The sequence below is a fragment of the Pseudomonas sp. WAC2 genome, assembly GCF_030403525.1.
Classification (GTDB): domain Bacteria; phylum Pseudomonadota; class Gammaproteobacteria; order Pseudomonadales; family Pseudomonadaceae; genus Chryseomonas; species Chryseomonas luteola.
Window position 1 is genome coordinate 419,801 of sequence record NZ_JAUEPD010000003.1, and the last position, 20,221, is coordinate 440,021.

At 55.8% G+C, this 20,221-nt stretch carries 19 protein-coding genes; 11 read left to right on the plus strand and 8 right to left on the minus strand.

The genetic code is table 11. From position 1 onward, the window contains the following. Positions 1-169: 169 nt before the first annotated feature. On the minus strand, positions 170-688 hold the full coding sequence (locus QWJ10_RS09160; protein WP_010796308.1) for an Hcp family type VI secretion system effector: 519 nt from the start codon (positions 686-688) through the stop codon (positions 170-172). Between the two features lie 411 nt (positions 689-1,099). On the opposite strand from QWJ10_RS09160, the gene hexR reads away from it, so the two are divergent. Together hexR and QWJ10_RS09170 are read left to right on the plus strand one after the other, a co-directional pair. Continuing rightward, positions 1,100-1,978, plus strand: coding sequence for a transcriptional regulator HexR (gene hexR, locus QWJ10_RS09165; protein ID WP_026004183.1), 879 nt, complete (start codon positions 1,100-1,102; stop codon positions 1,976-1,978). 108 nt (positions 1,979-2,086) lie between these two features. Then, on the plus strand, positions 2,087-2,278 hold the full coding sequence (locus tag QWJ10_RS09170) for a PA3496 family putative envelope integrity protein (RefSeq protein WP_010796306.1): 192 nt from the start codon (positions 2,087-2,089) through the stop codon (positions 2,276-2,278). On the opposite strand, the gene QWJ10_RS09175 is transcribed toward QWJ10_RS09170, so the two are convergent. Next, positions 2,250-3,203 (minus strand): LysR family transcriptional regulator, encoded by a 954-nt coding sequence (locus tag QWJ10_RS09175; RefSeq protein WP_074820887.1) that lies wholly within the window; start codon positions 3,201-3,203, stop codon positions 2,250-2,252. The two genes, QWJ10_RS09170 and QWJ10_RS09175, sit on opposite strands and share 29 nt — an antisense overlap. Positions 3,204-3,355: 152 nt before the next feature. On the opposite strand from QWJ10_RS09175, the gene QWJ10_RS09180 reads away from it, so the two are divergent. Both QWJ10_RS09180 and oadA read left to right on the plus strand, forming a co-directional pair. Next, entirely contained in the window at positions 3,356-4,771 is a 1,416-nt protein-coding gene (locus tag QWJ10_RS09180) for an acetyl-CoA carboxylase biotin carboxylase subunit (protein WP_289925645.1), read from the plus strand. An 11-nt stretch (positions 4,772-4,782) separates the two neighbouring features. Beyond that, entirely contained in the window at positions 4,783-6,588 is a 1,806-nt protein-coding gene (oadA, locus tag QWJ10_RS09185) for a sodium-extruding oxaloacetate decarboxylase subunit alpha (RefSeq protein WP_289925647.1), read from the plus strand. Between the two features lie 23 nt (positions 6,589-6,611). On the opposite strand, the gene QWJ10_RS09190 is transcribed toward oadA, so the two are convergent. After that, positions 6,612-8,618: a bifunctional diguanylate cyclase/phosphodiesterase gene (locus QWJ10_RS09190; protein ID WP_125890043.1), complete on the minus strand. Its 2,007-nt coding sequence runs from the start codon at positions 8,616-8,618 to the stop codon at positions 6,612-6,614. Positions 8,619-8,862: 244 nt separating this feature from the next. Here QWJ10_RS09190 and QWJ10_RS09195 point away from each other — a divergent pair, with 244 nt between their 5' ends. After that, positions 8,863-10,074 (plus strand): YeeE/YedE family protein, encoded by a 1,212-nt coding sequence (locus QWJ10_RS09195; RefSeq protein ID WP_289925653.1) that lies wholly within the window; start codon positions 8,863-8,865, stop codon positions 10,072-10,074. A gap of 45 nt (positions 10,075-10,119) precedes the next feature. Here the strand turns inward: QWJ10_RS09195 and QWJ10_RS09200 are convergent, their stop codons facing one another. The 3 genes from QWJ10_RS09200 to aspA form a co-directional block, all read right to left on the minus strand. After that, positions 10,120-11,118 carry an asparaginase gene (locus QWJ10_RS09200; RefSeq protein ID WP_289925657.1) on the minus strand — a complete coding sequence of 333 codons (999 nt, stop codon included), beginning with the start codon at positions 11,116-11,118 and terminating at the stop codon, positions 10,120-10,122. Continuing rightward, positions 11,115-12,530 (minus strand): alanine/glycine:cation symporter family protein, encoded by a 1,416-nt coding sequence (locus QWJ10_RS09205; protein ID WP_289925659.1) that lies wholly within the window; start codon positions 12,528-12,530, stop codon positions 11,115-11,117. The genes QWJ10_RS09200 and QWJ10_RS09205 overlap by 4 nt, the downstream gene beginning before the upstream one ends. 404 nt (positions 12,531-12,934) lie before the next feature. Next, positions 12,935-14,365, minus strand: a complete 1,431-nt coding sequence (gene aspA / locus QWJ10_RS09210) for an aspartate ammonia-lyase (protein ID WP_122041245.1) — start codon at positions 14,363-14,365, stop codon at positions 12,935-12,937. Between the two features lie 168 nt (positions 14,366-14,533). Here aspA and QWJ10_RS09215 point away from each other — a divergent pair, with 168 nt between their 5' ends. The 5 genes from QWJ10_RS09215 (at position 14,534) to QWJ10_RS09235 (ending at position 18,240) form a co-directional block, all read left to right on the plus strand. Further along, a complete protein-coding gene (locus tag QWJ10_RS09215) occupies positions 14,534-15,442 on the plus strand; it encodes a LysR substrate-binding domain-containing protein (protein WP_026004185.1) in 909 nt (302 codons plus the stop codon). A 207-nt stretch (positions 15,443-15,649) separates the two neighbouring features. Next, positions 15,650-16,141, plus strand: coding sequence for a 5-(carboxyamino)imidazole ribonucleotide mutase (gene purE / locus QWJ10_RS09220; RefSeq protein ID WP_019367489.1), 492 nt, complete (start codon positions 15,650-15,652; stop codon positions 16,139-16,141). Further along, on the plus strand, positions 16,141-17,223 hold the full coding sequence (locus tag QWJ10_RS09225) for a 5-(carboxyamino)imidazole ribonucleotide synthase (protein ID WP_289925663.1): 1,083 nt from the start codon (positions 16,141-16,143) through the stop codon (positions 17,221-17,223). The genes purE and QWJ10_RS09225 overlap by 1 nt, the downstream gene beginning before the upstream one ends. A gap of 141 nt (positions 17,224-17,364) precedes the next feature. Next, positions 17,365-17,613, plus strand: a complete 249-nt coding sequence (locus tag QWJ10_RS09230; RefSeq protein ID WP_019367491.1) for a GlsB/YeaQ/YmgE family stress response membrane protein — start codon at positions 17,365-17,367, stop codon at positions 17,611-17,613. A gap of 75 nt (positions 17,614-17,688) precedes the next feature. Further along, positions 17,689-18,240: a DUF3299 domain-containing protein gene (locus QWJ10_RS09235; protein WP_019367492.1), complete on the plus strand. Its 552-nt coding sequence runs from the start codon at positions 17,689-17,691 to the stop codon at positions 18,238-18,240. 52 nt (positions 18,241-18,292) lie between these two features. On the opposite strand, the gene QWJ10_RS09240 is transcribed toward QWJ10_RS09235, so the two are convergent. Next, complete coding sequence (locus QWJ10_RS09240; protein ID WP_010796292.1) at positions 18,293-18,670, minus strand: glutaredoxin; 378 nt, start codon at positions 18,668-18,670, stop codon at positions 18,293-18,295. 195 nt (positions 18,671-18,865) lie between these two features. Between QWJ10_RS09240 and QWJ10_RS09245 the strand changes: the two genes are divergently transcribed. Beyond that, positions 18,866-19,540: a uracil-DNA glycosylase family protein gene (locus tag QWJ10_RS09245; protein ID WP_289925668.1), complete on the plus strand. Its 675-nt coding sequence runs from the start codon at positions 18,866-18,868 to the stop codon at positions 19,538-19,540. Here QWJ10_RS09245 and QWJ10_RS09250 read toward each other — a convergent pair. Further along, positions 19,530-20,090, minus strand: coding sequence for a hypothetical protein (locus QWJ10_RS09250; protein WP_289925670.1), 561 nt, complete (start codon positions 20,088-20,090; stop codon positions 19,530-19,532). The genes QWJ10_RS09245 and QWJ10_RS09250 overlap by 11 nt on opposite strands. Positions 20,091-20,221: the final 131 nt, after the last annotated feature.

A 20,221-nucleotide genomic window follows, 5' to 3' on the forward strand; every position in this document is an offset into this window, starting at 1 on the left:
AACCGTACTAGCATAGAATGAGCCAATGCCAGACATCATGGCGCTTGACTCATTGTGCCACCTCAAGCGGTTAGCAGGCAGTGAATCGGGTCTGTTTCTGACCAATCGGCTTCTGGAGGGGATCAGAAGCCGACACCGATTCACACCTGTCTGACGGATCGCCGCGAAATTAAGCGGAGATCGGGGAGCGCCAGTCGTCAGAGCCGGAAGTGCCGGATACTTCATGAGTCCAGACGATCTTGCGGTACGTGAAGTACACGTCTTCCAGGTGAGTGAAATGAGCCATGTTCGGATCTTGGCAGTTCGGCATGCGGGACTGCACGTCAACGATGATGGCGTCTTCCAGCTCGATGGTGAAGTAGTGTTCTTGAGTACCAGTAGCAGAAGTGCGGTACCACTCCAGGCGGCACTTGCTCAGGCGCTCGCCGGAGGTCAGTGCGTTGAAGATCAGCGGAGAGGACTTGTCGAAGACCTTGGTGATCATCAGCGGCTTGTGTACACGCTGACCAGTCGGCTGACCGGACTGCGGATCGCGTGGGATGATGACCTGGTGATTGAAAGCCTGAACCAGAATCTGGTCTTCATGGCCTTCCTGGAAGATGTTGCCGACGGAGTCTTCCGTGAAGGTGCCTGCAGTGATCAGACCTTGCTTGGTGCCTTCGAGGGACAGATACGCGGGTGTTGGCATGATGCTCTCCTTGCCTGAATAGTGGGCCCTTGGCCCGGGAGCCATACCTATTACAAACCCTGTGCCAATAAAATAAATTCTTTATTAATCAAGTAGTTATGATTTAATGAAGTGCGTGCCGCATAAGCTTTGCGACAGCTGTCACATAAAGGTGCGCAGCTTTTTGCGCATTGAGGCAGAAATCTTGCGCACTACGCTAGAAGCGAGTGAACTCGCCTTGTCTGTGCCTTTTTCGAGGATGTGGACCGGTGAGGGTGTGCCAAAAGTTGCGCTGTAGACGGTTTGTCTTATGGCTTCAATGCAAAGATGTCCATTACGCGAAATACTAAGTGAATGAATGACCTGGCGTCGATGTAGTATAAAGACGTACCACTACATGCCTTTTCCACCTCTGCTAGTCGAGTGCCGCTTGTGAACCTGATGCAACATATCGCCCAGTCGCGCCATTTATTGCGCAAGTCTGAGCTCAAGGTGGCTGAGCACGTCATGCTGGATCCTGCGGCTGTCATGCACAGTTCGATGGCGGACCTTGCTCATGAGGTAGGGGTTAGTGAGCCAACTATCGTGCGGTTCTGCCGTGCTATTGGGTGCGATGGTTTTCAGGACTTGAAGCTGCGTCTGGCCCAAAGTCTGGCTTCAGGGGCGAGCTTTGGACAGTTCGCCATCCATGAGAACGACTCGGTTGTCGATTTCAGCCTGAAGATTTTCGATACCACGCTGCACACGCTGATGGATATCCGCGAGCGCTTGGACATGCAGGCGCTCGAGCAGGCTATCGAAGAGATTTCCAAGGCCAAGCGGGTAATGTTCTATGGCTTTGGCGCTTCCGGCGCCGTGGCGACGGATGCCCAGCACAAGTTCTTCCGTCTTTTGCTCAGTGCGTTTGCCTATTCTGATCCCCACATGCAGGCGATGTCGGCAGCAACCCTGACGCCAGATGACGCGGCGATCTGTATTTCCCAGTCGGGACGCTCGAAAGACCTGTTGATCACGGCCAACTTGGTCCGGGACAGTGGGGCCAAGCTGATCACGATCTGCCCAAGCCAGACGCCTTTGGCAGAGTTAGCCAATGTCAGCCTGACGATTGATGTGCCGGAAGATACTGAGATCTATACGCCGCTGACATCACGTATTGCACACCTGGTCATTATCGATGTGCTGGCGATGGGGGTGGCGATGTCCCGAGGCCCGACGCTGGTCAACCACCTCAAAGGTGTCAAGCGCAGTCTGCGAAGCCTGCGGTTATCACCCAAGAGCATCAAACATCAGGACGAGCGCGACTCGCATTGATGATCAGGTGCAGCTCTTCGGCTGTCCCTTAAGCTTCACCAAGGCTTCGCCAAACCGTCATCTTTCCTGAGCAGGCTAAAGGCTCCACCTTTGCTTGGGAGATACGGTATGGCCATGTCTATGGACAGCGATTTTCTCGACGCCAAAACTCGCCGTAAACTGGCGGATCAACGCCGAATGGCCTTTCGACGTGCCATTGAGGATCGCAACGAGCAGTTACGTCTGGAGCAGGAGTTAACGGATTATCCCGAACTATTTTCTGCTTCGGTCGCTATGAGCGCTCAGCTCTCAGCGCACTGATTCGTTCGGCTAGCGCGGCGATTCGACTCCGTTCTTCCCGAATGAAGTTAAAAAACGCCTGTGCCACAGGAGACAGGCGTTTGCTGCGCGGATGAACCACGCACCAGCTGCGGCAAAGTGGAAGCTCCTGTACCGATAGCTCGCACAGTACGCCAGCCTTAAGCTCTCGGTGAACAGCCAGTCGTGGAAGCAGGGCAATACCCAATCCGGCAATGACACCTTCCCGTATGGCTTCCAGCGAGGTCAGTTCTTGCACGTCTGAAAAGTGGGCTCGCTTTTGCTTGAAGTACTCGTCACACGCCTGACGGGTGCCGGAGCCCGACTCTCGTACTAGCAGCGGACAATCGCTCAGATCCTTCAAGGTAAGGCTGCCGGTTTGGCTGACAGGATGTTCCGGAGCGGCCACTGCAACAATCTCGTTGTTGAGAAAGGGAAGAAACTCTAGGTCTCGGTCTGACGGTACCAGAGACATGATCATGATTTCGTCACGGTTTTCAGACAGCCGTCTGAGCATGTGATCGTGGTTGCCCACGCAGAGATGAACACTGACCTCCGGGTGCTGCTGCTTGAAGGCAGCGAACAGATGGGGCGCCAGGTATTGCGCGCTGGTTTCTACCCCCAGACGGAGTTGTCCGTGAAGCGAGCCCAGGAGATTGGAGAGCTGCATATCGAGACTGTTGAGGCGTCCAAAGATATCCTGTCCGGCGCGCAGCAAGGCATCGGCGGCTTCGGTCAGGTAAAGGGTTCTGCCACTGTATTCAAACAGTGGTTGTCCGAGCAGCTCTTCCAGCTGGCGAATCTGCAGGCTGACGGCCGGTTGCGTTAGGGCCATGACGTCAGCTGCACGGCTGTAGGAGCGTGTCTCGCATACGGCCTCAAACACTTGCAGCTGGCGTAAGGTGATACGCATCAAAGGTTTACGCATGGCTGAGCCGGCCTTATCGTTGATCTATAAGTAATACCTTATAGATACGCTAATAATTATTGATTTTCCATAATCCTTATTGCCGTCTAGGTTTGTGAGTGAATAAGAACAAATGCCCAAAGGGCTCCTTATCTCGCTCAAGAGGCCGGCGTGTGATCAAGAAAATCCTCATCGCCAATCGTGGCGAAATTGCGGTACGTATCGTGCGTGCCTGTGCCGAAATGGGTATTCGCTCGGTAGCCATCTATTCAGAGGCTGACCGCCATGCGTTGCATGTAAAACGGGCCGATGAAGCACATAGCATCGGCAGCGATCCGCTCGAAGGCTATCTGAACCCTCGCAAGCTCGTGAACCTGGCAGTTGAGACCGGGTGTGATGCGTTACATCCGGGATATGGCTTCTTATCCGAGAATGCCGAGCTGGCAGAGATCTGTGCGCAGCGCGGGATCAAATTTGTCGGCCCTAGTGCTGAAGTTATTCGGCGGATGGGAGACAAGACCGAGGCGCGTCGCAGCATGATTGCAGCAGGCGTGCCGTGTACCCCGGGCACTGAAGGAAACGTAGCCGATCTGAACGAGGCGCTGGTCGAAGCGGAGCGCATTGGCTACCCGGTGATGCTCAAGGCCACGTCTGGTGGCGGCGGCCGTGGTATCCGACGCTGTAATAGCCGTGAGGAACTGGAGCAGGCCTATCCCCGCGTCATTTCCGAAGCAACCAAGGCGTTTGGTAGTGCTGAAGTATTTCTCGAGAAGTGCATCGTCAATCCCAAGCATATCGAAGCTCAGATTCTGGCGGACAGCCTGGGCAATACCGTTCACCTGTTCGAACGGGACTGCTCGATCCAGCGCCGCAACCAGAAGCTCATCGAGATTGCCCCCAGCCCGCAGCTGACACCTGAGCAGCGTGCCTATATTGGCGATCTGGCGGTACGCGCTGCCAAGGCGGTCGGATACGAGAATGCCGGTACGGTGGAGTTCCTGCTCGCAGAAGGCGAGGTGTACTTCATGGAGATGAACACCCGGGTTCAGGTCGAACATACGATCACCGAGGAAATCACCGGGATTGATATCGTTCGTGAGCAGATCCGGATTGCCGCTGGACAACCGCTGTCGGTCAAGCAGGAGGACATCATCCATCGTGGATTTGCCCTGCAGTTTCGTATCAATGCGGAAGACCCTAAAAACAACTTTCTACCCAGCTTTGGGAAGATCACCCGCTATTACGCACCCGGTGGCCCTGGGGTGCGCACGGATACCGCCATCTATACCGGCTATGTGATCCCACCGTTCTACGACTCCATGTGCTTGAAGCTGATTGTCTGGGCGCTGACCTGGGAGGAAGCACTGGAGCGAGGCCTACGGGCGCTGGACGACATGCGGGTGCAGGGTGTGAAGACCACCGCACCTTATTACGAAGCGATTCTGCGCAACCCGGAATTTCGTAGCGGCCAATTCAATACGAGCTTTGTGGAAAGCCATCCAGAGCTGACGCAGTACTCGATCAAGCGTAACCCCGAGCAACTGGCCCTGGTCATCGCGGCCGCCATTGCCGCCCATGCCGGCCTGTGAGGAAAACAAGAATGTCCAAGAAGATCTTTGTTACCGATACCGTGTTGCGTGACGCACACCAATCCCTGCTGGCAACGCGCATGCGTACGGAAGACATGCTGCCCATCTGCGATAAGCTGGATCGGGTCGGGTATTGGTCACTGGAAGTCTGGGGCGGCGCGACGTTCGATGCCTGTGTGCGGTTTCTGAAAGAAGACCCGTGGGAGCGTTTGCGCACGCTGCGGGCCGCCTTGCCCAATACTCGTTTGCAAATGCTGCTGCGGGGTCAGAACCTGTTGGGTTATCGCCACTATAGCGACGATGTGGTCGAGGCCTTTATAGCCAAGGCGGCGGAAAATGGGATCGACGTCTTCCGGATTTTCGATGCCATGAACGATGTGCGCAATCTGGAAACGGCTATTAAGTCCGTCAAGAAAAGCGGCAAGCACGCCCAGGGCACTATTGCCTACACAACCAGCCCGGTACACACCGTCGAGGCGTTCGTCGAGATGGGGCGGACCATGGCAGGCATGGGCGTAGATTCTATTGCGATCAAGGACATGGCCGGGTTGCTTACACCCTACGCCACGGGGGAGCTGGTAAAGGCATTAAAAGAGGCATTGGATCTACCAGTGTTTATCCACTCCCATGACACGGCCGGTGTAGCTGCCATGTGCCAGCTCAAGGCGGTGGAAAACGGAGCGGATCATATCGATACCGCCATTTCCAGCCTGGCGTGGGGGACCAGCCATCCAGGGACCGAATCCATGGTTGCCGCGTTGCGTGGAACGCCCTATGACACGGGGCTGGACCTTGAGCTGTTGCAGGAGATCGGCCTGTACTTCCATGCCGTTCGCAAGAAGTATCACCAGTTTGAAAGCGAATTTACGGGAGTGGATACGCGCGTACAGGTCAATCAGGTGCCGGGCGGGATGATCTCCAACCTGGCCAACCAGCTGCGCGAGCAGGGTGCACTCAATCGCATGGGCGAGGTGCTGGCAGAAATTCCCCGTGTACGCGCCGATCTGGGTTATCCACCGCTGGTGACGCCGACATCGCAGATCGTTGGTACCCAGGCCTTTTTCAATGTCCTGGCGGGAGAGCGCTACAAGACCATCACCAATGAAGTGAAACTGTATCTGCAGGGCCGTTACGGCAAGGCACCCGGCAAGGTCTGCGAGCTGCTGCGCAAGCGAGCCATTGGTAATGAGGAAGTGATCGAGGTACGTCCAGCCGACTTGCTCAAGCCGGAACTCGATAACCTGCGCCGAGAGGCAGGAGAGCTTGCCCGGTGCGAGGAAGATGTACTGACATTTGCCATGTTCCCGGATATCGGGCGCAAGTTTCTGGAAGAGCGTGCAGCCGGAACCTTGCAGCCTGAAGAGCTGCTGCCCATCCCGGATGGAAGCGGTACGCCTCTGGCGCGTGAAGGCGTGCCGACTGAATTCGTGATTGATGTACACGGTGAAAGTTATCGGGTGGATATCACGGGTATCGGCCTGAAGAGCGAGGGCAAGCGGCATTTTTATCTGTCCATTGATGGTATGCCGGAAGAGGTGGTCTTCGAGCCGCTTAACAGTTACGTTTCGGGTGGGGATGGCAAGCGCCGTCAAGCCAGCGCGCCAGGGGATGTCAGTACGACTATGCCGGGTAATATCGTCGATGTATTGGTCAAGGAAGGTGATGTGGTCAAGGCGGGTCAGTCGGTACTCATCACCGAAGCGATGAAAATGGAGACCGAGATCCAGGCCTCTATCAACGGAACCGTCAAGGCTGTACACGTGGCGAAAGGCGATCGCGTCAATCCAGGCGAGGTTCTGGTCGAGATCGAGGCTTGAGCCAGCGGTAGAGCTGGTAGCGCTTAAAAAGCGGCCCGCTCTGCCGTCCAACGGGTGTGTTGATGTGCCAGAGCTTCCGGCAGGAGGGGCTCCGCCAGGAAAAAGCCCTGGGCCAGATCACACCCCAGCTCACACAAGAGATCCAGGTGCTCCTGGGTCTCGATACCCTCAGCAATGATCCTGGCACCAAATGCGCGGCTCATGTCGACCAGAGACTTGAGCAGGGCCCGGCGCTTATCGGCATCTTCCACTTGAATAATGGAAGAGTCGATTTTTACGGTATTGAACGGTAGCGCAAGCAGATAGGCGATATTGGAATGCCCAGTGCAGTAGTCATCCAGCGATAGGCGGATACCGGACGCTTGCAAGGTGGCGAACGTCTCACGGACCTGTGGGGTGATGTTCAAGGGAACACCTTCGGTCAACTCAAGGATCAGGCGTGAAGGCGCCAGCTTGGTTTCTCTCAAGACCTCGGCTACCCGCGCGGCGAAATTTGGATCGGCGAATTGTAGCGGCGAGACATTTACCGAAAGAGAATAGGCCTTTGGCCATTGAACGGCCTGATGGCAGGCGGTACGCAGGGCCCACTCGCCCAGCTCCAGGATGAATCCGCTTCGCTCGGCCAGAGGGATGAAAAAGTTGGGTGATATCAGACCCCGGGCCGGGTCATCCCAGCGGAGCAGGGCTTCATAGCCGACGACTTCAGTGCTCAAGCAGTCATGGATCGAGTGGTACTGCATGTACAGCCGACCCTCATCCAGGGCGCGACGCAAGTCGGCCGGCTTCAATTCGGGCAGGCCATCAGGCGTCTCGAACAATTGGCTGTCCGCTCGGCTGGCCAATGCAATCTGATTGCGCCCGAGCCGCTTGGCCCGGTAAAGCGCGCGGTCGGCGAATTCGATCAATTGCGATTGGTCATCTGGCTGGGGTGATTCCTGATCGCTGCACGCTGCGCCAATGCTGATAGAGACAATCAGCAGCTCGTCGCCCCGGGCCTGATGAGGAATGCCCAATGTTTCAATGGCGGCCCGCAGGCGCTCGGCCGTGATATGGGCCTGTTCCAGGGTGCAGTTAGGCAGGAGAACGGCGAATTCCTCACCTCCATACCGGGCCAGCAGATCGACTTCACGCAGCTGCTCACGCAAGGCAGAAACAATGCACTGTAGGCAGTTATCACCGGCCGGATGCCCATACAGGTCGTTGAAGCGCTTGAAGTGGTCAACGTCCAGGATCAGCAGGGAGAAAGGCGCACCGCCTGCTTCGTACCGACTCCATAGATCATCCAGTTGTGCGACGAAATAGCGGCGGTTGGCGATACCGGTCAGCGAGTCGGTATCTGAAAGCGTCTGCAGGGTACGGTTCGTATTGGAAAGACTCTGAACACGCAGTTTTTCCCTGAGATTAAGCAGATAGGAATACCGCTCCGAGCGCTCCAGCCAGAAATTGGCCAGTAGGGAAAAGGCACCGGTGACCAGAGCAATGCAGGTAGCAAACAGCCCTTGGGGAAAGGTCATGTTCACGGTAAAGGCGCAGCCCACGATGATTGGAAGTACCAGTATCGTAAAAGGCAAAGCGTATCGGAACGGCAACGCCATGGTGTTATTAGCGTAGATCAGGATCAGAGGAAGTGAAAACAGACACAAGGCTCTGTCCGGTGACGAGGACGACAGGATAATGGCTACCGCGGCGATAAATCCTGCAAGGCAGGGCAGCCAGGCACAGACCTCCCTGAATCGATAAGAATTCGTTTTCTTCAGGGTAAAAAGACAGGCCAGTGTTGGCAGCGAGGCGCAGAAGAGGTGCCAGAGAACGGCTTGAAAGAAGATGTCCTTCAACATTAGCCATTCACAGAAAAGAAAGCTGTTGTAGGCAAAGAAGGCCGTTACGTGAGACCGATAGATATGTCGCTTGCGCCGCCTGTGGATATCGTCTTGGTATTGATTCTCGACCATGGCGCTAAACATCAGCACGCGAGACGGATAAGCAATATCAATCTCGATTTGCTTGCCAAGATCGCTGGATAAGGTCATGCCGGAACCTGTTTGAAAGTGCGAAGCTCACGGTAGAGCTCATGAATGAGCAGCACCTGGCTTTTAGGGATGTAGCGTTTTGCCATCACCAAAAGACCGAATTTAGCGAAATAGTTCACATCCTGTAATCTTCACCGGACCAGCGGACTAATAGCCGTCTTAATGGTGGATATGACATTTAGATATTGGTATCGCGCTAATTCTTGACTAAAATAGTCAGGCTTAATGATGTCGAGGATTCTCAATGAGCCTTTCTATTACGTCCACGGCGCCTCGCCAGATCACCACGCCAGTAGTGGCGCTGGGGCTGGTGGTTCTGGGGGCTGTGTTTTTGGATATGGCTGTCAGCGGACGGCAAGCCTTACTGTTCATTCTGGGCGGTGCACTGGGGCTAACGCTTTATCATGCCGCTTTCGGATTCACGTCTGCCTGGCGGGTGTTCATTCGTGACCGGCGTGGCGCGGGCCTGCGTGCCCAGATGCTCATGCTGGCCATTGCCGTTGTGCTGTTTTTCCCGGCCCTGGGTGCCGGTACGCTGTTTGGCCAGCCGGTTACCGGCTTGGTATCGCCTGCAGGAACCTCCGTTGTAATCGGTGCCTTCATCTTTGGTATCGGTATGCAGTTAGGCGGCGGTTGTGCTTCCGGTACCTTGTTCACGGTGGGGGGTGGTAACGCACGCATGCTGGTAACGCTGCTGTTCTTCGTAATCGGCTCCGTTATCGCTACGCATCATCTGGGGTGGTGGTTCGCGTTGCCTTCATTGCCCAAGATCTCCCTGGTGACCAGCCTGGGCGTTGTGCCGGGTATTGCGGTCAGCCTGGCGCTGTTTGCCTTTATTGCCTGGATGACTGTGCGTCTGGAGCGCCGTCGCTATGGCAGTCTGGAAGCGACGGTACCCAATGAGCATCAAGGCGCAGCGCGTTTTCTGCGCGGGCCGTGGCCGCTGGTCTGGGGCGCTATTGCCTTGGCGATCCTGAACTTCTGTACGCTGGCCCTGGCGGGTCGTCCGTGGGGGATCACGTCAGCCTTTGCGGTCTGGGGTGCCAAAGGCGCTCAGCTGCTAGGTATCGATGTTGCCAGCTGGGACTTCTGGCAATTGCCGGCTAATGCCAAGGCCCTGAGCCAGCCTGTCTGGTTCGATGTTACCAGCGTGATGAATTTCGGCATCATCCTGGGTGCGCTGATTGCTGCGGGTCTGGCTGGACGCTTCGCGCCCAGTCTGAAGATTCCGACGCGCTCGCTGGTAGCTGCCATGATAGGGGGCCTGCTCCTGGGTTATGGCGCACGTCTGGCCTACGGTTGCAACATCGGGGCGTATTTTAGTGGTATCGCCTCCGGCAGTCTGCATGGCTGGCTGTGGCTGGTCGCAGCCTTTATCGGCAACAGCGTAGGAGTCCGTATTCGTCCGGTGTTCTTCCCGGGTGAACGTCCTGCTACTCAGCTGACCGGTTGCTAAGCGGTAAGTGAAAAAAGGGCCCTTCGGGGCCCTTTTTCGTATGGCTTATTCGCCAAGCTCGCCGCAGAGATCCTGCTGCAGCCAGTGGTTGACCTGCTCAGGCGCTAAGCCCGAGCCAATCAGCACCTGCAGTTTGGCGACAGCCGCCTCGCGTGTCATGCCGCCACCCGACACAACGCCGCAGGCACGCAGCCTGCTGCCTGCCTCGTAGACATCGAGTTCGACGCCCCCTTCGTGGCACTGCGTGACGGCAAGCAGTACAACGCCCTTGGCAGACGCTTCGCTCAGGCTGGTCAGGAAAGCATCATTGTCGCTGGGACCTGTTCCGCTGCCATAGCATTCGAGCACCAGGCCCTGCACGCCGGTACCTACAAGGGCAGATACGTGCTGAGCCGAGATTCCCGGAAACAGCGGTAGAACCGCTACTTGGGCAACCTGTCTGGCTTGGCCTGCCTTTAGCTCGACTGGTACAGCCTGACGTGGTTGGGCCAGTCGCTGGCGCGCGAGTGTCTTGAATGGATGACGGCCAAAGCTGCGAATCTTGCTGCAGCGGGCCGCATGTAACAGCTCGCCGTGAAAGTAAACGTGCACGCCCTGGGGGGCACCGTCTGCAAGCGTCTGCAAGGCACCGTCCAGGTTTTCCCAGGCGTCGCTGTCCGGTACGCCGGCCGGAAGCATCGAGCCTGTCAGTACAACAGGAATATCGAGCCCCAGCAGGTGAAAACTCATTGCCGCCGCGGTGTAGGCCAGCGTATCGGTTCCATGCAGCACCAATACGCCGGTGTAGCCCTGTTCGGCTGCCTCGACTATAGCTGCACTGAGCGTTAGCCAATAGGTTGGCGTCATGTTGGCGCTGTCCATCAGAGGCAGCACCTCCCGGAATTGCCACTCCGGTAACGCCCGCTCAGGCGCCTGGGCCAGAAAGGCACGCATGCGTGCCTCAAAGCCTGAGGCCGGCGCCAAACCCTTTTCGGTGGCCTGCATGCCGATGGTGCCGCCGGTATAAAGCACCATCAGGCGTTGTGAGTGACCGGTTTGAATCATGGCTTTGTCATGTCCTTGGCCGAGGCAGAAACTTTCCAGACCGCCGGATCAAGATCCAGATCGGCAAAGCCTTTGGGGTCGAATGTTGGAACCTTGTTTCCTGCCCGGATCTGACGGTCATAGTCACGCATGATGCGCAGCCCCACCTTGAACAGGAATGCCAGGGAGATCAGGTTGACCACTGCCAGCAAGCCCATGGTGAGGTCGGCAAAGCCGAACACGGTAGTCAGGTCTTGTTGTGAGCCCCAGATCACCAGCGCCACCACCAGAATCCGATAGATCATCAGCGCCACGCGGCTCTTGGTGAAGAAGCTCAAAGCATTCTCACCCAGATAATAGTTGTAGATGATCGTTGTGAAGGCGAACAGCAGCAGGGCGATACTGATGAAGACACGGCCCCACTCGCCAACCGTCGCGGCCAGTGCCGTCTGGGTCAGAACAACACCGGGGATATCGGCGCCCGGCTCATAGACGCCAGACAGCAGGATGATGAGTGCGGTAGAGGTACAGATGATCAGGGTATCAATGAATACGCTGAAGGACTGCACAACGCCCTGGGCTGCCGGGTGGGAAACTTCCGCTACGGCGGCCACGTTTGGAGCACTACCCAGACCCGCCTCGTTGGAGAACAGACCACGCTTGACGCCCATCATCAGCGCTGCACCCAGGCCACCGGCAAACGCAGGTTCAAGGCCAAAAGCACTGCGTACGATCAGGGTCAACGCCTCGGGAACACGATCAATGTGTAGAACGATCACACCCAGCGCAATGGCTATGTAAGACAGCGCCATTACCGGTACCAGAATGTCGGCTACCTTGGCGATCCGTACCACGCCACCAAAGATGATCAGGGTTATTACTGCCGTGAAGGCCAGTCCAGTAACCAGTGTAGGCAGGCCTAGCGAGTCGGAGAGCGAGGAGGCGATCGTATAGGACTGCAGTGCGCTGAAGCCCAGACCAAACGTCACCAGCAGCAGGATCGAGAACAGGATACCCAGCCAGCGCTGCTTCAAGCCATGCTGAATATAGAAAGCAGGGCCGCCCCGGTACAGGCCGTTGCCATCGCTACGCTTGTACAGCTGGGCCAATGCACATTCGAAATAACTTGTAGCCATGCCTAGCAGAGCTACTATCCACATCCAGAAGACCGCCCCTGGTCCACCCAGCGTAACGGCAACCGCAACCCCTGCAATGTTACCGGCACCTACACGGCCCGCCACGCTAAGCATCAGCGCCTGGAAGGAACTCAGCTGGCCGGGTTTTCGTTGAAAGGCTTCACCAAGGATGCCGAACATGCTGCCTAAATAGCGGAACTGCACGAAGCCCGAAAACAAGGTAAAGACAATACCCAGGCCAATCAGGCCGACAATGAGCAGTTTGCCCCAAAGAAAGTCATTCAGGAGATCAAGCATGAGTGCTTTCGCCTAATTGTAGTAATGGAAGCACCTGGGCTCCGGATAATTCCTGGCCAAGGCATTATGTGGGCGAGCGGTAATCCATCAATGGGATATCCGCTGCCTTCAGTGCCAACCCAAGGGTATGACAGAACCCCTAAATCGCAAGGTGTGCGAGCCGGAAACACGGCAGGCGGCAAGGTTGGCGCGCGTATCATCCAGAAGAGAGGAGAAGAGATCAAATCTAACTGCCTCAAAGGATCTATTGAAACAGTGCTGCTTGTTGCAACGGGCAAGCGGTAAAACACCTGCCTTTGATAATGTATGTGGCTGATAAGCCTGATTTAGAGAGCTTCAAAAAAAAGCGGGCACCCGAGGGCACCCGCTCAAAGCTCCTCACGAGGGGGTGTGAGGAGCGCCGGTTAAGCGTTGAGTTTTTTCGGCGCCAGGCGCGGAGCGATCATATTTTCCGGGCGCAGAATGTCAGCCAGGGTCATCTCGTCGAGCAGGTTTTCTTCTCGGACCAGCTCCAGCACACCACGGCCGGTTTCCAGCGCCATACGCGCAATACGGGTCGAGTTCTCGTAGCCGATGTATGGGTTGAGCGCCGTGACAAGGCCAATGGAATGCTCCACCAGCTCGCGGCAGCGGTCGACGTTGGCCGTGATGCCATCGATGCAGTGCTCGCGCAGCATGTCCATGGCGCGCTTGAGCAGGCGGATCGAGTCAAAGATCTTGTAGGCGATCAAGGGCTCCATCACGTTAAGCTGAAGCTGTCCGCCTTCGGCTGCCAGGGTCAGCGCCAGATCATTGCCGATCACCTCGAAGGCGACCTGATTAACGGCTTCTGGAATAACGGGATTCACTTTACCCGGCATGATCGAACTGCCTGGCTGGCGGGCTGGCAGATTGATCTCGTTAATGCCGGTACGCGGGCCGCTGGAGAGCAGGCGCAAGTCATTGCAGATCTTGGACAGCTTGACCGCCAGGCGCTTGAGCATGCCGGAGAACAGTACGAAGGCACCCATGTCGGAGGTGGCCTCGATCAGATCGGCGGCAGGCTTGAGCGGTTGGCCACTGATTTCAGCCAAGCTGCGCACGGCCAGGGTTTGATAACCAGGGTCCGCATTAATGCCGGTACCGATAGCCGTACCACCCAGGTTCACTTCGGTCAGCAGGTCCGGCGCAATGGTTTTCAATTTGCCCAGATCCTCGCCCAGCGTAGTAGCGAAGGCACGGAACTCCTGGCCGAGGGTCATCGGTACAGCGTCCTGAAGCTGGGTACGACCCATCTTCAGAACACTGGCGAATTCCACCGCCTTGCCTGACAGCGACTCGATCAGGCTCTCCAGGCTAGAGAGCAGGGTGTCATGGCCCAGCAGCAAACCCAGGCGGATCGCTGTTGGGTAGGCATCGTTAGTGGACTGCGCCATGTTTACATCATTATTCGGATGCAGGTATTTGTACTCACCCTTGCCATGGCCGAGAATTTCCAGCGCCACGTTGGCGATAACCTCGTTGGCGTTCATATTGGTGGACGTACCCGCGCCACCCTGAATCATGTCCACCACGAACTGTTCGTGGTATTCGCCGTTGATGATCTTGGTACAGGCCATCACGATGGCTTCGTACTTGTCTCCCGGCAGATAGCCCAGGCGATAGTTCGCCTCGGCAGCGGCCTGCTTCACCATCGCCAGTGCAACGACCAGCTTGGGGTAGTGAGACAGCGTAACGCCGGAGAGGCGGAAGTTGTTGACCGCACGCAGCGTCTGAATGCCGTAATAGGCTTCAGCGGGGACTTCGAGGGTACCAAGCAGATCTTTTTCGAGGCGAGATAATGCAGATTCGGACATGATAGGGGATCACTTCCCGGTGGGTGGCAAAAGCCTGATGCGTTATACAATAAGGCTTCCAGCCAGACGCTGACCAATGCTGTATCGGCGCACCCTATGCCGAAGTTGCATATGATGTAATGTGACGCGTCAGGATCGGCAGGCGTATCCATCCCCTTGAGTATGACCATGAACCTTGAACTGAAATGGCTTGAAGACTTTATTGCCCTGGCTGCCACTCATAGTTTTTCCCAGGCGGCGGAGCGCCGCTTCGTGACTCAACCTGCGTTCAGCCGACGTATTCGCAGCCTGGAGCAAAGCCTGGGGCTGACCCTGATTGACCGATCGCGTACACCAGTATCGCTGACCGAGTCCGGACAGCTCTTTCTGGTCACCGCGCGCAGTGTGGTGGAGCAGCTTGGCGAAGTGATCCGCCACCTTCATCACTTGGAAGGCGGGCAGGGCGAGGTGCTGCAATTTGCGGCGGCACACTCTCTGGCGCTGGGGTTCTTTCCGGGATGGATTGCTCGTCTGCGAAGCGAAGGGCTCAACATTGCGAGTCGCCTGATTGCCACCAACGTCGGCGAAGCGGTTCATGCCTTGAGGGAAGGCGGCTGCGATCTCATGATGGCGTTTTACGATCCCGACGCCGCCTTGCAGATGGATCCGGAGATCTTCCCTTCTATTCATCTGGCGCTGACCTCAATGCTGCCCGTGTGTGCAGCCCGGGAAGATGGCTCGCCATTGTACGACCTGGAGAGTGGGCAGAACTTTCCCTTGCTTGCCTATAGTGCCGGGGCCTTTCTCGGGCGCTCGGTCAATTTGCTGCTACGTCAGCGCAAGCTGCGCTATACCACTGTCTACGAGACGGCCATGGCCGATAGCCTCAAGAGCATGGCCTTACAGGGGCTGGGCATTGCCTGGGTGCCGCATCTGAGTGTGACCGCCGAGCTTGCCCGGGGAGAGCTGGTGCCTTGTGGCGGTGAGCAATGGCAGATTCCACTGGAGATTCGCCTGTATCGCTGCTCGCTCGTGCGCAAGGCAGCGGTGAGGCTGTTATGGCGCAAGCTCGAAGCAGGCGCTGGGACGACTGCGTGAAGTGCCTCTGGATAGGCAGCCAGACATGAAATAACCCGTCGCTATAAAAGGTCGTTCAACCTCTTTGTCCGGTCTGGCTTTACGGTATACTCAGTGGCCCCTGAGGCCGGTCTACATACCGGTCTGCATATACAAGCCACGTGCGGTCCTCCGACGTGGCTTGTTGGTTTCTGATGCGCCTGCGGGCGCCTGACAAGAGGCACGACGATGAGCGCACTCGTAGGCGTGATCATGGGCTCCAAGTCCGACTGGTCTACCTTGAGCCACACCGCCGACATGCTGGAAAAGCTGGGCATTCCCTTTGAAGTGAAGGTGGTCTCTGCCCACCGTACTCCCGATCTGCTGTTCCAGTACGCTGAAGAAGCGGCGGGGCGCGGCATTGAGGTCATCATTGCAGGCGCAGGCGGTGCAGCACACCTGCCAGGTATGTGTGCAGCCAAGACGCATTTGCCTGTACTGGGCGTGCCGGTGCAGTCTTCCATGCTGTCAGGCGTCGACTCACTCCTGTCGATCGTACAGATGCCCGCGGGCGTTCCTGTCGCCACCCTGGCCATCGGCAAGGCGGGCGCTATCAACGCGGCGCTGTTGTCGGCCAGTATTCTGGGCGGCAAGTATCCCGAGTATCACGAGGCGCTGAATCGCTTCCGTGAGGAGCAGACGCGTACCGTTCTGGACAATCCGGATCCGAGGGAAGCCTGATGAAAATCGGAGTCATCGGTGGTGGCCAACTGGGCCGCATGCTGGCGCTGGCGGGTACTCCGCTGGGTATGGATTTTGCGTTTCTGGACCCTGCTCCGGATGCCTGCGCTGCCGCATTGGGCGAGCACATTCGAGCCGACTACAGCGACCAGGATCATCTGCGTCAGCTGGCGGATGAGGTCGATCTGGTCACATTCGAGTTCGAGAGTGTGCCCGCTGAAACCGTCGCGTTCTTATCCCAGTTCGTTCCGGTCTTTCCCTCGGCGGAAGCCTTGCGTATCGCCCGTGATCGCTGGTTCGAAAAAACCATGTTCAAGGATCTGGGCATCCCAACGCCTGAGTTTGCCGACATCCAATCCCAGGCTGACCTTGACGCTGCCGCCGCACGCATCAGTCTGCCGGCTGTGATGAAGACACGTACCCTAGGGTATGACGGCAAGGGTCAGAAGGTCCTGCGCAGCCAGGCGGATGTCGAAGGCGCCTTTGCCGAGCTGGGTAGTGTACCGTGCATTCTTGAAGGCTTTGTGCCGTTTACTGGCGAGGTGTCATTGATTGCCGTACGTGCTCGTAACGGCGAGACGCGTTTCTATCCACTGGTACACAACACCCACGAAAGCGGAATCCTGCGGCTGTCCATTGCCAGTACAGACCATCCCTTGCAGGCGCTGGCGGAGGACTATGTAGGCCGTGTACTCGACAAGCTCGATTATGTCGGCGTGCTGGCGTTCGAGTTCTTTGAGGTCGATGGTGGGCTGAAGGCCAATGAGATTGCTCCCCGTGTGCATAACTCTGGTCATTGGACCATCGAGGGTAGCGAGAGCAGCCAATTCGAGAACCATTTGCGCGCTGTAGCAGGTCTGCCGCTGGGTTCAACCGCGAAGGTTGGTGAGAGCGCCATGCTCAACTTCATCGGCAAGGTCCCGGCCGTGGAGCAGGTTCTGCAGATCGATGATTGCCATCTGCATCACTATGGCAAGGCGTTCAAGGCGGGCCGCAAGGTTGGGCACGCCACATTGCGCTGCAGCGATGCGGCCACATTGAGGGCACGTATTGCTGACGTCGAAACCCTGATTAAAGCGTGACCGAAACGGACCCTTTCTTCAAAAGGGTCCGAGTTCCGCTTCGCTTCATAAAAAATTCGCTGAACCCCTGCGTTTTTCTTGCTGTCGGATTAAGCAAGCGGCACATGCCGTATCGAGCAAACCACAGAAGGGGAAAGATTCATGGGCATTATTGGAACCATCATCATCGGCCTCATCGTTGGCTTGATCGCACGTTTCCTCAAGCCTGGCGACGACAGCATGGGTTGGATCATGACGATCATCCTGGGTATCGTCGGCTCGCTGGTTGCCACCTATGGTGGTCAGGCTATTGGTATCTACCGTGCAGGCGAGGGCGCCGGTTTCATTGGAGCAGTCGTCGGTGCCGTTATCGTCCTGTTTATCTGGGGTATGGTGACTAAGCGTCGCTGATTTCCCGTCCGGGCAGTTGGGTTCAACGCCAAGAAGCTTCACACTAGTGCAACCCAACTGTCCGACACTTCTACCATGCGCTATCTCATCCTCGCCGTACTGCTTCTTTTTTCCCAGATTACAACTGCCGTAGCCCGAGAAGGCGAGCCGCCTGAGACCGATTGGCTGGCCCTCATGCCAGAATCGGATCGCAAGGCGCTGGAAGACATGCCCGAGATCACCCATGACACGCCCGAATTACCAGGCGGTTTTGAGAGCAAGGGCGGACTCAAGCAAAAAGACAGCAACCTGCCGGCCGTCATGCACTCTACGCGCACAGTGGCTGCCATGAATGGGAAGACAATTCGCCTGGGCGGTTATCCGGTTCCGCTGGAAAGCAACAGCAAAGGCAATTTCACTGAATTTTTCCTGGTGCCCTATCCAGGTGCCTGCATCCATGTTCCACCGCCACCGCCTAACCAGATCGTACTGGTACGCTTCCCGAAGGGCGTTCCCTTACCGGATATCTACGAGCCTTATTGGGTTATTGGGGCGATGAAGATCGAAAAAGTGGATAACGACCTGGCCGAAGCCTCATATGCCATCGACGCTACTAAAGTCCGTAAAGTAGAAGAAGCTGATCTGTAATAAGTGCAAGCAATAAAGCTATAAAAAGCCCGACGTGATCGGGCTTTTTTATTTAGCGGCTCGCGGGCGCGAAACGTTTATTAAGATACGCAATGATATCGTTGGACTCATACATCCAGGCGGTACGGCCTTCTTCCTCGATCCGGAGGCAAGGCACCTTGATACGTCCGCCACCCGCCAGCAACGCTTCGCGGTGCTCCGGGTCTTTCTTGACGTCCCGCAGAGCAATGGGCAGGTTCAGCTTGTGCATGGCTCGGCGCGTCTTTACGCAGAATGGACATGCCTGAAACTGATACAGCGCAAGTCCGGCTGTTTGCTCTTCTACCTGCTTCTGCGCCTCGGCGCTTCGCTTGAGCTTACGCGGGCGTGTCAGCAGATCCAGCCCAACAATGGTTTGGCCCAGGCCAATTCGCAGCGCCTTGATCAACATGTATGGCTATCCCTATAGATGTGAGGCGGGGGAGTTTACCCCATTGCACCGTAACGGAACGGCAATTGGTCGGCGTGAAGCTGCTATCGATGCGATTGAGAAAATGGGTATGGGGCGGAGCGCTACCCGAATCCATGAATTCTTTGCCTTTCTGATCGGTCACATAAACAAGAAGCCGATTATGAAGGATGTCCTATGCCCCTCGACCCAAAGATGCAACGAGCCTTTCGTGAGATCGCTAGCACGATTGAAGGCATCGATACAGAGGTCTATGAGAAGTACCAAAAGGACCCACTAGATCCTATTATTGGCTTGGGGCGTAAGGATGCACCTGTTGGTTTCTTTGGTCGGGATCCGGGGCGTGATGAGGTCAAGTACGGCGAACCCTTTATCGGTGCCGGCGGACAGATCGCTCGCAAGGTCATTTATGAGCACTTGCATGGCAAGCCCATGCCAGACTTTGACGCGGGCCGCTCCCTGAGCCAGGAGTTTTTCTGGGCCAACACCGTGCCGTATAAGCCCATCGGCAATAAAGCCTGGTCCGAAAAGATCAAGAAACGCTTTCACCCACTCATGCGACAGTTATTAATCGAACAGTGGCATGGCCGCACCATCATCACTTTCGGCCGCGAGGCCTTTCTCTGGTTTGCCATCGATCAACCCAAAGAAGAGAAACAACGCCTGGAAGCCTTCTGGAAAAGCGAAGATCGTTTTACAAACCATACCGAGGTCACGCTGACAGCAGAAGAGGGGAAAGGGCACGTGTTTACGCTATACCCACTCCCACATCCCTCGCCCTTGAATCAGGCATGGTTTGATAAGTTTCCGGATCTGTTAAATAAAAGGCTAAGAGTTTTATTTAAAAAATAATTTTATTTAGTTTGATTTTTAGATGGTCTGTACTTTCTTTGCTCTTTGTCGTACTCCCATACTTGAGGTTCGGTTTTAGGGTTTTTTCGTTATATATTATGCTTCCATCCCCAGCCCTCTTATAGGCTAAGAATACTATACGTTTGTATTCTCCTTTTGTGAGGTTTTTTTCATTTTCATCTAGTTTGAATCCAAAAAAGTAGTCACCGCCAGCGTTAGCCAGAAAACCATGGCATTGTATAAGTACATTATAAGTTCTATCGCGGCTTGAGCCCTCGCTAGAGTAAGATTCAAAAATATAGTCCTTATTTCCATCGCCATTAAGATCGCCCACCTCGTGAGTCTTTCCATCCTCTTTCAAAAGATCATTTGAATCTATTGTTATTAATGTATCAACGCTGATGTCATCATTAACCCAATGAGATATAAAGCTTTTGGGTCCTGTGTAAGCTTTGCAAATATTTTGATCGGCAGAATAAGCTAATGGTGACAGAATTGATAATGTAAATATTGAAGATTTAATAAGTCCTTTCTGTACGCATCTATGCATTTATTTAAAACACTTAGGGTTGACTCTTCCGAATAATTAGACAATGCTAAAATTTGTGTGTTAGATGTGTAGCACTGTACGCATATCTAATATGATTCTGACGGGGCTTATATTTATTTAAATAAGATGGC